General features: G+C 59.0%; 14 protein-coding genes and 1 tRNA gene. 6 read left to right on the forward strand and 9 right to left on the reverse strand.

Annotated elements, in window-relative coordinates:
• Window positions 1-160 precede the first annotated feature (160 nt).
• The 6 genes from NW812_RS02555 to groES form a co-directional block, all read right to left on the reverse strand.
• A complete protein-coding gene (locus NW812_RS02555; protein WP_414393812.1) occupies window positions 161-1,741 on the reverse strand; it encodes an iron uptake porin in 1,581 nt (526 codons plus the stop codon).
• 285 nt (window positions 1,742-2,026) lie between these two features.
• A tRNA-Val gene (locus NW812_RS02560) sits at window positions 2,027-2,098 on the reverse strand.
• A gap of 38 nt (window positions 2,099-2,136) precedes the next feature.
• A complete protein-coding gene (locus NW812_RS02565; RefSeq protein WP_414393813.1) occupies window positions 2,137-3,300 on the reverse strand; it encodes a GuaB3 family IMP dehydrogenase-related protein in 1,164 nt (387 codons plus the stop codon).
• A 27-nt stretch (window positions 3,301-3,327) separates the two neighbouring features.
• Entirely contained in the window at window positions 3,328-4,164 is an 837-nt protein-coding gene (locus NW812_RS02570) for a DUF429 domain-containing protein (protein WP_414393815.1), read from the reverse strand.
• 147 nt (window positions 4,165-4,311) lie between these two features.
• A complete protein-coding gene (gene groL / locus NW812_RS02575; RefSeq protein ID WP_414393817.1) occupies window positions 4,312-5,946 on the reverse strand; it encodes a chaperonin GroEL in 1,635 nt (544 codons plus the stop codon).
• Window positions 5,947-6,036: 90 nt separating this feature from the next.
• Window positions 6,037-6,348 carry a co-chaperone GroES gene (groES, locus tag NW812_RS02580; protein ID WP_414393818.1) on the reverse strand — a complete coding sequence of 104 codons (312 nt, stop codon included), beginning with the start codon at window positions 6,346-6,348 and terminating at the stop codon, window positions 6,037-6,039.
• Window positions 6,349-6,558: 210 nt separating this feature from the next.
• Here groES and NW812_RS02585 point away from each other — a divergent pair, with 210 nt between their 5' ends.
• Complete coding sequence (locus NW812_RS02585; protein ID WP_414393820.1) at window positions 6,559-7,371, forward strand: PhzF family phenazine biosynthesis protein; 813 nt, start codon at window positions 6,559-6,561, stop codon at window positions 7,369-7,371.
• A gap of 52 nt (window positions 7,372-7,423) precedes the next feature.
• Here the strand turns inward: NW812_RS02585 and NW812_RS02590 are convergent, their stop codons facing one another.
• Together NW812_RS02590 and NW812_RS02595 are read right to left on the reverse strand one after the other, a co-directional pair.
• Window positions 7,424-8,407: an apocytochrome f gene (locus tag NW812_RS02590; RefSeq protein WP_414393822.1), complete on the reverse strand. Its 984-nt coding sequence runs from the start codon at window positions 8,405-8,407 to the stop codon at window positions 7,424-7,426.
• Window positions 8,408-8,549: 142 nt separating this feature from the next.
• A complete protein-coding gene (locus NW812_RS02595; RefSeq protein ID WP_414394364.1) occupies window positions 8,550-9,068 on the reverse strand; it encodes a cytochrome b6-f complex iron-sulfur subunit in 519 nt (172 codons plus the stop codon).
• A 138-nt stretch (window positions 9,069-9,206) separates the two neighbouring features.
• Here NW812_RS02595 and NW812_RS02600 point away from each other — a divergent pair, with 138 nt between their 5' ends.
• The gene (locus tag NW812_RS02600; protein ID WP_414393824.1) at window positions 9,207-9,524 is read left to right on the forward strand and encodes a DUF3067 family protein; all 318 of its coding nucleotides are present in this window, start codon (window positions 9,207-9,209) and stop codon (window positions 9,522-9,524) included.
• Window positions 9,525-9,565: 41 nt separating this feature from the next.
• Here the strand turns inward: NW812_RS02600 and NW812_RS02605 are convergent, their stop codons facing one another.
• The gene (locus tag NW812_RS02605) at window positions 9,566-10,807 is read right to left on the reverse strand and encodes an ATP-binding protein (RefSeq protein WP_414393825.1); all 1,242 of its coding nucleotides are present in this window, start codon (window positions 10,805-10,807) and stop codon (window positions 9,566-9,568) included.
• A 248-nt stretch (window positions 10,808-11,055) separates the two neighbouring features.
• Between NW812_RS02605 and lepA the strand changes: the two genes are divergently transcribed.
• The 4 genes from lepA (at window position 11,056) to NW812_RS02625 (ending at window position 14,641) form a co-directional block, all read left to right on the forward strand.
• Entirely contained in the window at window positions 11,056-12,867 is a 1,812-nt protein-coding gene (lepA, locus tag NW812_RS02610; protein WP_414393826.1) for a translation elongation factor 4, read from the forward strand.
• A complete protein-coding gene (yqeK, locus tag NW812_RS02615; protein WP_414393828.1) occupies window positions 12,860-13,501 on the forward strand; it encodes a bis(5'-nucleosyl)-tetraphosphatase (symmetrical) YqeK in 642 nt (213 codons plus the stop codon). Before lepA ends, yqeK begins: the two co-directional genes overlap by 8 nt.
• A gap of 12 nt (window positions 13,502-13,513) precedes the next feature.
• Entirely contained in the window at window positions 13,514-13,885 is a 372-nt protein-coding gene (rsfS, locus tag NW812_RS02620; protein ID WP_414393830.1) for a ribosome silencing factor, read from the forward strand.
• Window positions 13,886-14,320: 435 nt separating this feature from the next.
• Window positions 14,321-14,641, forward strand: coding sequence for a hypothetical protein (locus NW812_RS02625; protein ID WP_414393832.1), 321 nt, complete (start codon window positions 14,321-14,323; stop codon window positions 14,639-14,641).
• Window positions 14,642-14,654: the final 13 nt, after the last annotated feature.

The raw sequence follows: 14,654 nt of genomic DNA on the forward strand, positions 1-14,654 counted from the left end.
GCCACTAGCTGCGGGTCGTGGAAGCAGGAAGAAAGCGTCAACCTGGAGCAAAAGTCCGCTTTTGTCCAGCGTTGTATCAGAGCGGCAAGGCTTGGGAAGCAAAAAAGGGATCCGCAGTGGCGGATCCCTAAATTTTTAACCTAGGCAGGACAGCAAGGGGTTAGAAGGTAAACACTGCCCGCAAAGCCCCCACACCAATGGTTGGGTCGTTGTCTCCTGGCCTGCCGCCGTTGGGGTTGCTTACAAAATAGGCAGCAGGTGTCAAGGTAATGTACTCATTGACCGGGAAGCTGTAGTAGACGTCCACTACGAAGGGGCGGGTATCCCACACGCCAGAATTGTCAGTGGTCACGATTGGCTGGCCGAAGACCACACCACCTTTGGCACCCTCCACGAACAGATCCGGGAAGACAAAGCCAAACAGCCAGCCGTTGAAGCTTTCGTCACCTGGATCGATAGTGCCAGCTGGTACCACATTAGGCAGGTTGTAATCGACATTGCCAGCGGTGAACCAGCCGGACACCGTAATCCGTGGACTTACATCCCACTTAGCGGCCACCGTAAAGGCATTGACCCGCGCAGAGGTGGTTACCTCAGTCCGGCGCAGCGGCCCTCGGAAGAGGTTACTGCCGGTGGCCAAGAAGCTGGGGCCTTTTGTAGCATCCTGCAGATAGGTGGTGGCGAACTGCAGGTAGAACTCCAGATCTTTTGTAGGCAAAAAGCCCAGCTCCACCGTGTGAGCGCTGTCGTTGCCCGTCAAACCGCTGTCACCAAAGCCGCTGCCTAAGTCCTGGGCGCCGCGAGTGCTGTAGGCGTAGGCTAAGCGAAGCTGGTCGCTGAGACGAGAGCGGAAGCCAAACAGCGTTCCACTGGGCACATCTCCCGTGGATTTGGGAAGGTCGGCAAAGTCAGAAAGGGCATCGAAGGGAACGCTGTATTGAAGGACGCTGGGCACCCCTGTGCCCGTGATGCCGGCGTAGATGGTGGCAGCGCCGTTAAAGGCAGGGAACTGATAGACCAACTGGGCCAGGGTGAAAGTGCCACCGCCACCCCCGCCAAAGCCAACGCCTGGATCCCCAGAGAAGAAGGCGGTTACCGCATCGCGAGCCTGCAGGCGGATGCGCAAACGGTCGCGGCCAGCAAAGGAGGCGTCGAAGTTCAGCCGCACCCGATAGGGCAGGGTAATGTTGGCTTGGTCCTGCTCAGCCACAACCCTTCCCCCAACAACCCGATCCTCTGTCAGGGCGCTGCCCAGAATAGCCGTAATCACCTCGGCATTCAACTTGGTAACCGGGTTGAAGACCTTGCCTTTGAGGTCGTTAATATCGGCCTCTGCTGCCTCTACCCGCCCCCGTAGAGCCGCCAGCTCAGCCGCAAACTCCTCCTGCAGCCGCTGCAGCGTAGCCAGGTCCTCTTTGGAAACCTTGTCGGCCAGCCCAGCAGCGATCAGCTCGTTAATGCGATCCAAGCAGGCGTTCATCCCAGCGGCAAACTCATAGCGGGTCATGGCTCGGTTGCCGCGGAAGGTGCGGTCGGGGTAGCCGGCAATACAGCCGTAACGCTCGACCAGAGATTGCAGCGCCTGGAAAGCCCAGTCAGTAGGCTGCACATCCGAAAGTTCAGAGATGGAGGTGACCGGCCCCGTCGCTTGGGCATAGGCCACCCCAGGGGTCAAGACTGCCGCTGCACCTAGAGTCCCAGCCAGCAGCGTTTTCCAGTAGTTCGCGTGTTTTGCGGGCATGTTTCTCTCCTTGTTCTTTGTCCTCACACCTGTCTTGGCTGTAGCAGTGCCTTCTAGAAGTAACAGGCCGTCTACCTCGAGAGCGAGCCTGACAATTGCGGACTTTAGAAGAGCAACATAGTACAGCCCCAGTCCATACCGTCTACCACTTTACACACTTTTTGAGCCAGACTCAATGCGAGATCCCCAGGGCTAGATAATTCAGGCTCCACACCCATTACTCTACCTCAGGGATCCGGCCCTGGCTAGCGGGTGTATCCCCCAAGCTGCCAGCCCGGATGGGGATGGGCGGTACCGGACTCGAACCAGTGACATCCTGCTTGTAAGGCAGGCGCTCTACCGCTGAGCTAACCGCCCTTGGGGATCCCGGCTACTGAGTTTAGCATTGGCAGGCGCTATCTCCCCATGCCCAGGCTCTGGGCTTTCTGGTACACCTTGCCCTCGGTGAGCAGGGAAGGGGCAATGCAGATCTCCACCTGCTGCATTTCCTTGAGGTTGGCGGCGCCCAGGGTGGCCATGCTGGTGCGCAGAGCACCCCAGAGGTTGTGGGTGCCGTCATCGAGGCGGGCGGGGCCGCACAAGATTTCTTCCAGGGTGCCGGTGCATCCCACGCGGATGCGGGTGCCGCGGGGCAAGACGGGGCTGGGAGTGGCCATACCCCAGTGAAAGCCGCGACCGGGCGCCTCTTGGGCACGGGCCAAAGGGGATCCGATCATCACTGCATCGGCCCCACAGGCAATGGCTTTGCAAATGTCACCCCCGGTAACCAGGCCGCCGTCGGCGATGATGGGAACGTAGGTGCCGGTTTCGGCCAGGAACTGGTCGCGGGCGGCAGCACAGTCGGCAATTGCGGTAGCCTGTGGCACCCCCACCCCCAGCACGCCGCGGGAGGTGCAAGCGGCCCCCGGGCCGATGCCCACCAGGACCCCCGCTGCTCCTGCTTGCATTAGCTCTAGGGCCACCTCGTAGGTGACGCAGTTGCCCACCACTACGGGAATGGGCATAGAGCGGCAGAACTGGGCCAAATCGAGCTTTTGCATGCCCTCAGGCACCTTGTGGTGGACGGAAACCACAGTGGCCTGGACGAAAAACAGATCCCCCCCCGCTTCCGCGACCAGGGGACCGTATTGGGCAGCGTGGGCGGGCACACAGCTAGCGGCAGCAATGGCGCCGGCAGCTTTGATCTGGCGAATGCGCTCTTGGATTAGCTCTGGCTTGACCGGCTCGCGGTAGAGGCGCTGCATCAGGGGGACGAACTCGTCTTTGCCAACTGCGGCAATCTGCTCCAGCACCTCGTCGGGATCCGCGTAGCGAGTTTGGATCCCATCCAGGTTCAGCACTCCAAAAGCCCCCAGCTTGGAGAGCAAAATCGCCATCTTGACGTCCACCACGCCATCCATGGCGCTGGCAATGATGGGGATGGGTCGTTGGATCCCTCCTATAGTGAAGTGGGTATCCACCAGGCTGGGATCCAGGGTTCGCCTGCCCGGCACCAGCGCAATCTCATCCAGTCCGTAAGCCCGTCTTGCCTGTCGATTGCGGCCCAGTTGGACGTTCATTTCTTTCCTCTTTAGCAAGAGGATCCCTTAATTAATCATGCCGCCAAGGAGGTCTCTAAAGCCAGAGAAAGTTTTGGAGTCAACTGGCTTCTTGGGCAAGGGTGTGAAGATGTGCCCTTCCTGCAGACTTCCGAAGCTGTGGCAGCGCTGGGATCCCCAGCGGAAGCCGTAGAGGGCAATGTAGGCGCACATCAAGGCATCGACTTGGTCTTCGTAGCTTTTGAGCTGGCGGCCTCTAAGGGATCCCACCTCCACTTGGAGCAGGGGCTCGTGGCCCTGCAGAGAGGGATCGGCGCTGGCCAAGGCGCGCAGATGTTGCTGGTACAGCCGCCAGGCCTGTTCTCGCTCCTGCCAGCTGCGGCGGGGACGCGCCTTGTAGGGGAGGCTGCGGCTAAGGCCAAACAGGCTCACGATGGCACTGTGGGGGAAGACTTCAGTAACTTGACGGGCCAAGCGCCCCTGCTCGATGCTGGCCTGCTCCTGAAAGCCGTAGCGGGCGAGGGCTTGCACCAGCGCTTCTCCTCGCACCTGACCATTTCTTTCCAGAAGCCGGCGGTTGGCGGGGTGAGCGCCAGCAGCGTAGGGTCGAAACACACGGTTGAGTTCGGCTTCTGCCTGCCGCTGGCCCCTCAAGTTAGGAACGCGCAAGGGGGCATCCACTGCCACCAGGCAGGGATCCCCTCTAGCTTGGGCTTGGATGTAGTCCACAATTTCCTCATTGGTCCCCAGAAGGCGGCTGTCCAGGAGGTAGCCTGTCAGGTTTTGAATGGCGGGATCCCGAATCTCCACCTCCAGCGTCGCCACCCCCGAAGGGTTGCGGGCTGACCAGGCCAGATCTAGGCCAATGCAGACTAACCGTGCCACGCCGCCTTCTCCTCTGCGCCCCCTGGGATAAGGAAAAGGGATCCCACCTGGGATCCCGAAAGATTATTTCAGGCAGTCAACTCTACCCCGGCAAGGCAGCAGACTCTCTGCTACCTGGAGAAGCCGTTGCCTCTTCGTGCCGGAGGATTAGTAGTCGTAGTCATCCGCGCCGCCGCCACCGCCAGCTGGCTTGTTGTTCTTGGGTTCGGGCTTGTCCACCACAATAGCTTCGGTGGTGAGCACCATGCCGGCAATCGAGGCAGCGTTTTGCAGGGCAGAGCGGGTGACTTTGGCTGGGTCAACGATACCCGCTTCGAACATATCCACATAGGCGTCGTTTTGGGCATCGTAACCCACCGTGAAGGGCTTCTCTTTCACCCGCTCCAGCACAATCGAGCCGTTCTGGCCGGCGTTCTCGGCAATGCGGCGCAGCGGAGCGCCCAGAGCACGGGCCACCAGCATAGCCCCCACCAGCTCATCGCCAGACAGGTTGGCCTGCGCCCACTCCGTAACCACCGGGATTAGGTGGGCCAAGGTGGTGCCGCCGCCGGGGACGATCCCCTCTTCTACTGCCGCCTTGGTGGCGTTGATGGCATCTTCCAGGCGCAGCTTGCGATCCTTCATTTCCGTTTCGGTGGCCGCGCCCACTTTAATCACCGCCACACCGCCAGCTAGCTTGGCCAGGCGCTCTTGCAGTTTTTCTTTGTCGTAGGTGGAGTCGGTCTCTTCAATTTGGCGACGGATTTGCTCGCAACGGGCTTTCACCGCCGCTTCGTTGCCCTCCGCCACGATGGTGGTGTGGTCTTTGGTTACCGTGACGCGGCGAGCCGAGCCAAAGGACTCAAGACGTGCATTCTCCAGCTTCAGGCCGCGCTCCTCGCTAATCACTTCGCCGCCGGTGAGGATGGCGATGTCCTCCAGCATGGCCTTGCGGCGATCCCCAAAGCCGGGCGCTTTCACCGCCACCACGCTCAGCACGCCCCGCAGCTTGTTCACCACCAAGGTGGCCAGGGCTTCCTTCTCAATGTCTTCGGCAATGATCAGCAGCGGACGACCGGCGCGGGCCACTTGCTCCAGAACCGGCACCAGGTCTTGCACCAGGGTAATCTTCTTGTCGGTGATTAGGACGTAGGGGTTCTCCAGAACCGCCTCCATCCGCTCCGTGTCAGTGACGAAGTAGGGGGAGATGTAGCCTTTGTCAAAGCGCATCCCCTCCGTCACTTCCAGCTCGGTGGTCATGGACTTGCCTTCTTCTAGGGAGATCACCCCCTCGCGGCCCACTTTTTCCATGGCCTCGGCAATCATGCGGCCCACTTCCTCATCGTTGCCAGCGGAAATGGCCGCCACCTGGGCAATGGCTTTGGAGTCTTCTACTGGGCGGGCATGTTCAGCAATTTTGTCCACTAGGAACTTCACCGCCTTGTCAATGCCGCGCTTGAGGGCAATGGGGTTGGCGCCAGCAGCCACGTTCTTGAGCCCTTCTTTCACCATGGCGTGGGCCAAGACCGTAGCTGTAGTGGTGCCGTCGCCAGCGATGTCGTTGGTTTTAGAGGCAGCTTGACGGATGAGAGAAACTCCCGTGTTTTCAATGTGGTCTTCCAGCTCAATTTCTTTGGCAATGGTTACCCCATCGTTAACAATCTGGGGTGCGCCAAATTTTTTCTCCAGCACCACGTTGCGCCCTTTGGGGCCAAGGGTAACGGCTACGGCCTCTGCCAAAATGTCCATGCCGTGTTCAAGAGCGCGACGGGCTTCTTCGCTGAAAATAATCGACTTAGCCATAGTCAACCTCCAACGGTCAGCCAACGAAGGATAAGCTAGAAGCTAGCAGCAGTTGGTCTCTTTTACAGCACTTGCCGCCTCTTGCTAGAACTACTGAACAATGGCGAGGATGTCCCGCTCAGCTAGCAGCACATACTCCTCGGTACCCAGCTTCACCTCCGTGCCGGCGTACTTGGAGTAGAGCACTCTGTCGCCTACTTTCAGCTCTATTGGAATAACCTTGCCATCGTCATTGCGCTTGCCAGGACCGACCGCAACCACTTCCCCTACTTGGGGTTTCTCTTTGGCAGTGTCAGGCAAAAAGATCCCGCCTGCGGTTTTCTCATCCTGCTGGGCAACTTTCACCAGCACACGGTCGCCCAGCGGCTTTAGCGTAGAGACGTTCAGCGTTACTGCAGCCATACCAAGTGTCCTCCGTGATGCCTATGGCAGGAAGTCAAAGGGTGATTGAGGAGTCAACTAAACTTGCATCCGTTGAGGCTTTAGCACTCTCGGCTTCCGAGTGCTAGTTTATCAGTCAGCTCTGCAGCCTGACAATAGCTGCAACGACAGACGAGGCGGTTGGGTGTGGATCTCCCGACTTCCTCTGCGCCTTTTGGGGGAGGAGAGGCGGTGCGAATTCCCTTGTTTCAGGTGGATGCCTTTACGGCAGTGCCCTTTAGGGGCAATCCGGCAGCGGTTTGCTTGCTGTCCCAGGAGCTGCCGCAGGAGCTGTTGCAGGCAATTGCGGCAGAGAACAATCTGTCGGAAACAGCTTTTTTGCTGCCCCAGGGATCCTGGGATGGCCTCCCCCACTACAGCCTGCGCTGGTTTACCCCCACAACGGAAGTGGATCTCTGTGGGCACGCCACCCTAGCTGCTGCCCATGTGCTCTTGAGCGAAGTTCACCCAGAAGCTCAGGAGGTGGCCTTCTCCACCCGCAGTGGCCAGGTGTTGGTGCGGCGGCAAGGAAAGCGGCTAGCGATGGATTTCCCCTCCCAGACTCCCCAACCTTGGCTGGAAGCGCAAGAACAGGTGGCGGCGGCCTTGGGGATCCCTCCTCTAGAGTTGTACCGCGGCAGCATGGGGGTAGCGGTGCTGGCTTCGGCGCAGCAGGTGCGGCAAGTCCAGCCGAATCGGGCTCAGGTGGAGGCGCTCTCTGTCTCCGGGTTAATCGTCACCGCTGCCGGAGCAGATTCAGAGGAGGGAGCGGATTTTGTTTGCCGCGTTTTCGCCCCCCGCTTGGGGATTCCGGAGGATCCCGTAACCGGCTCTGCCCAGTGTCTGTTGGCGCCCTATTGGTCGGAGCGGCTGGGTCGAACTGAGCTCAGGGTGCGGCAGCTCTCGACGCGGGGGGGTGAGCTCTGGTGTCGCTATCTCGGCGCTCGGGTGGAGATTGCCGGGCAGGCAGTGCTGGTGATGGTGGGAGAGCTGAGGATTCCTTAGAAAAAACACCCCGGCTGGTTCCGGGGTGCTGGGAATGATGGGAAGGGTGGGGCTAGCCCAAAAGTTCTGCCGCCTGAATAAGTTCCACTTGCTTTTTCTTGAGTACCAAGAGGAGCTGAGTGATAGCCACTGCCGCCAGGAAGGCCACCATCCACTTCACCCGATCCGGGCTCTGCAGCACCAGATCCCGCTCCACTTGGCCAAAGCCGCCCACGTTGGGGTTGTTGGTAACCGGATCCCCTTCTTTGACGCTGTCGCCAATGTTAACCACCAACTCCGGCCCCGGCGGCACCACCAGATGCTGGATACCGTTCTCAGTTTCGAAGCTGAGCACTCGCGTGCCCGGCAACTCGTATTCGGGTGGCACCAGGGCGGCCAGCTCTGCCGGCAGGTCGCTAAGATCCGACTCGATAGTGGCGATGCTGGTCAGGCGGCCGGTGGCGGGAGCGCGGAAGACGTTGTTGTTGCTGAGGCTGCCATCGGGGTTGATCTGGCCACGGCCCCGGTTGGCGCCAATGTAAACCCGATATTTCATGAAAGCCACTGAGGGATCCTCTTTCGGGTCAGGGGCTACCACCGGGAAGACGATTTCCTGGTGCTGCTCACCGGGCAACGGCCCCACCAGGAGGATGTTGGGCTTCTGGTCACTGTAGGGAGTGATGTAGGTCTCAGCGGTCTCCTGCCGCTGCTTTTCGGTCATTTCCTCCTCGGTGGCCAGGCGGAAGCCCTCTGGCAAGATCACCACCGCGCCAACATTCAAGCCGCCCTTGCTGCCATCTGCTAGCACCTGCTGCTTGCTTAGGTCGTAGGGAATCCCAACTTTAATGGTGAACACCTGACCGGGGGTAACCGCCTGCGGCACTTCAGCCCGGACAGGCATGGCGTTCAGGTGGCAGTTGGCGCAGACAATTTTCCCCGTTGCCTCGCGGGGGTTGTCGTAGGCCATCTGGGCATAGTAGGGGTAGGCTGCTGCTGGCGGAGATGCTACGACCATTAGCAGCAGCGCACACAAGGCCAAGAAAAAAATTCGCTTCATAAGCTCAACTCAAAATTGCAATTCCAATCTGCAAAAGCTCTTTGGATCCTTTCCTCGAGAGCCTGTGGACGCTCTGGCTAAGACCAACGCCGTGCCCTCTTCAGGCTTTCCTCTCGCCACCGCCAGCCCTGCAATGGCGCGTTTAGGCCTCGCGGAAATCGGGGCCCTGCCAAGGGCTAAAGCGAATGTTGTCGCCGTCCACCGTGGCGCTGACTAGCTCCAACGAACGGGGAGCCGGCCCCCGGATGACCTTGCCATTGGCTGCGTATTGGGATCCGTGACAGGGGCACTTGAAGAGGTTTTCTCCTGCATTCCAGGGCACCACGCAGCCGAGGTGGGTGCAGACGGCGTTGAGGCCGTAGTTAGCCACCGCTCCATTGTCGATCACGATGTAGGTGGGATCTCCCTTCAAGCCCTGGGCCAGAACGCGATCCGTAGCCGCGTGGGTAGCTAGCAGCTCGCTGACGCGAATTGGCCTGCCGAGGGCATCTTGGGCAATTACCCCCTCCCCTGTCCCACCGGCAGAGGGAGGAATGAAATACTTCACCACCGGGTAGAGGGCACCCACGACCACCACCCCCACCGAGCCGCTGAGAAGGGCGTTCAAGAGAACCCGCCGGCTCATGGGGGGCGCCTCAAAGTTGCTCATCGCTTCGGTCATAATGGTCAGGAAAGCCTGAGAAGTTTTAACGTTCGTTGACAAACGACACCATCCTAACCGAGCCCCCTAGCCAATTTCATTAAGAAATGCAAAGCTAGGAGCAGCTCGAGGGGGAGGCCGATGCATCCAAGCCAACCTATGACGGGATCCGAGTTGCAAGCTTTGCTGCGGGAGAAGTGGGGCTGCTCCTACGACGTGCAGCTGCGCCGCTTGGGGGGTAGGGTGGTGTTGTTGGTGATGTGGCGCTACCTAGAGCAGCCCTCTTTCCCCTTGACGGAAGCCGAGTATCTGGCTCGCCTGGAGTCGGTGATGGCCCATCTGCAGGCTTGGGGTGTGTGGGAAACGGTGCGGCGAGAAATTGAGGCTACCCGCCAGAAACCTCGCATAGGCAAGGCGGTGGCCATTCCTCTGAATTTGCAAGGGGTGGGAGAGCGGGCCTGCGAGTGGCTGCTGTAGCCTGGCTCTTCTCTACAACGGAAAACTCCACCGGCTTGCGGCTATCCAACTTCCACCAGGCCGGCCTGCAGGGCCTGCAAAAACTGGCGGGCGGTGCGACCGGAGAAGCCGTTCTGCTGCTGAGCCCAGATCAGCGCTTGGCGGCGCAAGGTATCTAAAGGCTGAGAGAGGCCCAGTCGCTGCGCCAAGTGTTCCACCGTAGCCAGATAGTCGGCTTGGCTAAAAGGGGCAAAGGTAAGGGTAAGGCCAAAGCGATCCCGCAGCGACAGCTTTTCCTGCACCGTATCCCAGGCGTGGATCTCTTGATCTTGGGGGTTGGGACGATCGCCAAAAAACTCGCGGATAAGGTGGCGGCGGTTGCTGGTGGCATAGAGGCGCACATTGGGCGGCGGTGGGACGAGATCTCCCTCTAGGAGCACCTTGAGCTGCTTAAACTCGGTTTCGTCCGCCTCAAAGGAGAGGTCGTCTACAAATAGGACAAAGGGCAGCGCCTGCTGTCGCAGCTCCGCCAAGATCTCCGGCAACTGCATCAAGTCTCTGGGTCTTAGCTCCAGTAGGCGCAGTCCCTGCGGGCCGTAGCGGCGCAACAACGCCTTCACCAGCGAAGACTTGCCGGTGCCCCGCGCTCCGTAGAGCAACACATGCAAAGCCGGATCCCCCCGCAGCAGCGCTTCGGTGTTGGCGGCCAGCTGCTGTTTCTGCCGTTCGTAGCCGTAAATCTCTTCCCATTCGGGCAAGTCGGGAGCAGGGATCCCTTCTAGCCCTGCTGGCCCCCAGCGAAAGGCCCAATAGCGGCCATAGAGCCCTGCCCCTGCTTGGCGGTAGTGGGCAATCAAGGCCTCCAGGCTCTGGCCCCAATCGGCCAAGGGGCGAGGATCCCAGCCAGAGCTGCTGCTGTTTTCATCTGGCCAGGAGATCCCTAGGCCCAGCGCCTGCATTTGCTCGGCGATCGTCTCCTGGCTATTGGCTAGGATTTGCAGGCAACGGAGATCGTGGCGGGCCGCTTGCAGAAGGGGTGCTGGGATCCCTTGCGGTTGCAGCGCCGCCCGCGAGAAAGGGTTATCGGCCCAGCGGATCTCCCGGATCAGCCACTCCCGCCAGCTCAAGCCCTGCTGGGCCAAAAGCTCAAACCAACGCCCATAGGCTCTCCAGCAGGGCAAGGGATCCCCGCTCATCAACTGCTGAATGAGCTCCTGCCAGGCTAGGGCCAGGGGATGGGCGCAGATGTCCCGAAACACCAGCAGCCTAGCCGCCGCTTCCGCCGCTTCTTCTAGGGGAGTCATTACGGCCCGCTACCCCAAGCCTTGCGCCAAGAGGGCTGCCTCCAAGTAGCGCGAAGAGGCACCCTACTACCTACTATGCAACAAACCTTAACCCTGGTTTGTCAGCTAGCCTTCACCCCCACCCAGGTGGCTAAGCCCTGCTTGCGCCAGGGTGCGGGCCACGGTGGTCGACTGCTGGATAAGCTTGGCTTAGCTAGAGGGACAAACAAGCTAGCATTGTAAAAAATCTTTGCCCTGACTTGGTTTCTATGACTGACGTCCCCGTCTCCCGCATTCGCAACTTTTCCATCATTGCCCACATTGATCACGGCAAGTCTACCCTTGCCGACCGGCTGCTGGAGGCAACCGGCACCGTCTCAGCCCGCGAGATGAAGCCGCAGCTTCTAGACAGCATGGAACTGGAGCGGGAGCGGGGCATCACCATCAAGCTACAGGCGGCCCGCATGAACTACCGTGCCCAAGACGGCCAGGACTATGTCCTCAACCTCATCGATACGCCAGGGCATGTGGATTTTTCCTACGAGGTCTCCCGCTCGCTGGCTGCCTGTGAAGGGGCGCTGTTGGTGGTGGATGCTTCTCAAGGTGTGGAAGCCCAAACCCTGGCCAATGTTTACCTGGCTTTGGAGAACAACCTGGAAATTATCCCCGTCATTAACAAAATTGACTTGCCTAGCGCCGACCCCGAGCGAGTCATTGCCGAGATCGAGCAGGTGATCGGCCTTGACTGCAGCGGGGCGATCCTAGCCTCTGCCAAAGTGGGCCTCGGTATCTCAGAGATTCTCGAGGCTATTGTGCAGCGGGTACCGCCGCCGCAGGATACGGTAGCGGATCCCTTGCGGGCTTTGATCTTCGATAGCTACTACGATCCCTACCGGGGTGTGATTGTCTATGTGCGCATTGTGGATGGGGAGGTGAAAAGGGGGGACAAGATTTGCTTCATGGCCTCTGGCCGGGAGTACGAGGTTACTGAGCTGGGAGTGATGCGCCCCCACCAAGAGCCGGTTGAGTCTCTCCACGCCGGGGAAGTGGGCTACATTGCCGCTGCCATTAAAAGCGTTGAGCACGCCCGCGTGGGGGACACCATCACCCTCGTTCATCGCAGGGCTCCTGAGCCTCTGCCCGGCTACAAAGAAGCCAAGCCAATGGTGTTCTGTGGACTTTTTCCCAGCAACTCGGATCAGTACGCCGAACTCAAAGAGGCCTTGGAAAAGCTGAAGCTCAACGATGCCGCTCTCCACTTTGAGCCGGAAGTCTCCCCTGCCATGGGCTTTGGCTTCCGCTGTGGTTTCTTGGGCCTCCTCCATATGGAGGTGGTTCAGGAGCGGCTAGAGCGGGAGTACGACCTGGACCTGGTGATTACAGCCCCAACGGTGGTTTATCAAGTTACCCTCAACAATGGCTCGGTGCTCCGGGTTGATAACCCCAGCAAGCTGCCTCCTCCCAACGAGCGCCTTAGCATTGAGGAGCCCATTGTCCGCGTGGAGATGATTTTGCCGGAGGAATTCGTTGGCGCGGTGATGGAGCTGTGCGAGACCAAGCGCGGCATCTTTAAGGATATGAGGTATCTGGCTCAGGGCCGCACGACGCTGGTGTACGAATTGCCTCTGGCGGAAGTGATCACTGACTTTTTTGACCAGTTGAAATCTCGCACCCGCGGCTACGCCAGCATGGACTACCAAATGGTGGGCTATCGGGCTGACGATCTGGTGCGCTTGGATATCCTCATCAATGGCGAGCCGGTGGACGCTCTCTCCACGATTGTGCATCGGGACAAAGCCTTTCAGGTGGGCCGGTCTCTAGTGGCTAAGTTGCGCGAGCTGATCCCACGCCACCAGTTTGAGGTGCCCATCCAAGCGGCGATTGGCTCGCGCGTCATTGCCCGCGAAACTATCCCTGCGCTGCGCAAAAATGTTTTGGCCAAGTGCTACGGGGGAGACGTAACTCGCAAGCGCAAGCTGCTGGAAAAGCAAAAAGAAGGGAAAAAGCGCATGAAGGCACTGGGAACAGTGGATGTGCCCCAAGAGGCGTTTATGGCAGTGTTGAAGTTGCAAAATGACTAACCTAGCCTTGCGGCGCGAGGAGGTGTTGGCCTGGCTGCAGGAGCGGGTGCCTCCTCCCCGCCTGCGCCACATCTTGGGAGTCGAGGCAATGGCCCGGCAACTGGCGGCTCACTACGGATTGGATGAGGAGAAAGCCGCTTGGGCAGGTCTGATGCACGACTTGGCTAAGTCTTTCCCGGCGGAGCAACTGTTGCAGCGGGTAGCTCGGGAGCGGGAGCTAGACGAGATTGAACGGGCTGAGCCCCACATCCTCCACGCCGAGGTGGGCTCCCTGTTGGCGCGGGAACAGTTTCAGGTGCAGGATGCGGAGATCTTGGCGGCCATCGCCAACCACACCCTAGGCCAGCCCGGCATGGGTCCGCTCAGTTGTGTGGTTTTTGTAGCCGATGCTCTGGAACCCAACCGCGGCAGCAGCCCAGAGCTGGAGCAGTTGCGGCGCCTGGCTTTTGTAGATTTATCTAAAGCTGTGGTGGGGGTTTGCGATCTAAGCCTGAGATTTTTGCTAAACCGGAATCAGGTGGTTCATCCACGCACCCTCATGACTCGCAATTATTTCCTGCTCCATCCTTTGGATCAAAAGGATTTCCAGAGGGCTGCGTCTCCAGTTCTTTCCGTCGTTTCAGGAGGGTCTTAGTTGCTACAGCTCATGCCTGCCCGTGCCAGGGATCCCGTCTATCGCATGGCGCTGAGTGCAGCTCGCGCAGCGGAAGAAAAAAAAGGTGGCGACATTGTCCTGCTGGATGTATCTCGGGTTTCCACACTGGCAGACTACTTTCTTCTAGTCAGTGGCTACTCGCTGACGCAAGTGCGCGCCATTGCCCAGGCAATTGAGGAAAGGCTTTGGGAGGAGTGGCAACGGACACCGCAGCGCATTGAAGGTCAAGACTCAGGCTCGTGGATCCTCATTGACTACGCCGATCTCATCGTCCACGTGATGATGCAAAACGAAAGAGAGTACTACGACCTGGAGTCTTTTTGGATCCAAGCCGAACGGGTTGAGTTGCCTTTAGCCGGCTAGATCCCTAGCTCTGCGGGTCGACCTTTCAGACTAGGACTTTGCCGGTTTTCCCTAGTCGGCTGTCAAGAAATATGTGAAGCACGTAAAGTTTTTAATAGTTCCATAGTTTCCTACATAGTTGCGTGCTAGCATAAACGCCGAGGAGTAGTAAGACCCTTGTTTCCAGGTGCAGAAGAGTTTCTATAGTCTTTGTTAAAGTTCCCACTCTGCACTTTCCAAAACGCCGATAATTTCCCGCTGGCGGTAATGCCAGCAGGAGCACAAGGTTAATAATTGACGACAGCTTCCTGCTAGTGGGGGAGTTGATTTACTTTGGCTTGAATGTCAAGCCTTTAGGGGAAAGTCTAGTGGCAAGAGCAGGGGAGAAGTAGGAGCTAGCGCCCTTTGTTTAATGCTTGTTTAAAAGCGGCCGAGATTCTTAGGAGGGAAGTTCTGATGGAAAAAATGTTGGTGAATATCATCGAGTACCTGGCATTGGCAGAACTGGAAACTTTACTCTGCACCGAGCACCCCCACCAGCAAGTGTTTCATGACGCCAAGGAGCGGGAATCCCTGCTGCAGCAGATTCTCAACCGGGTTCCCCCTGCTTATAGGTTGCTGGCTGCCGATGAATGCCCTAGCCGCGACCAGCTTAGCCCCTCAGAACTGGAGTTGCTCCGCTCGGTGGTGCGGGATGTGGTCAAGCAGAAGCTGCAACAGGACTCTTTTGAAGATCCCTACGTGGGAGCAGCGATGTCGGAGGTGTTCTACGGGTAGAAGGAGGGTTAGC

Source organism: Synechococcus sp. O70.2 (assembly GCF_047462135.1).
Taxonomy (GTDB): Bacteria; Cyanobacteriota; Cyanobacteriia; order Thermostichales; family Thermostichaceae; genus Thermostichus.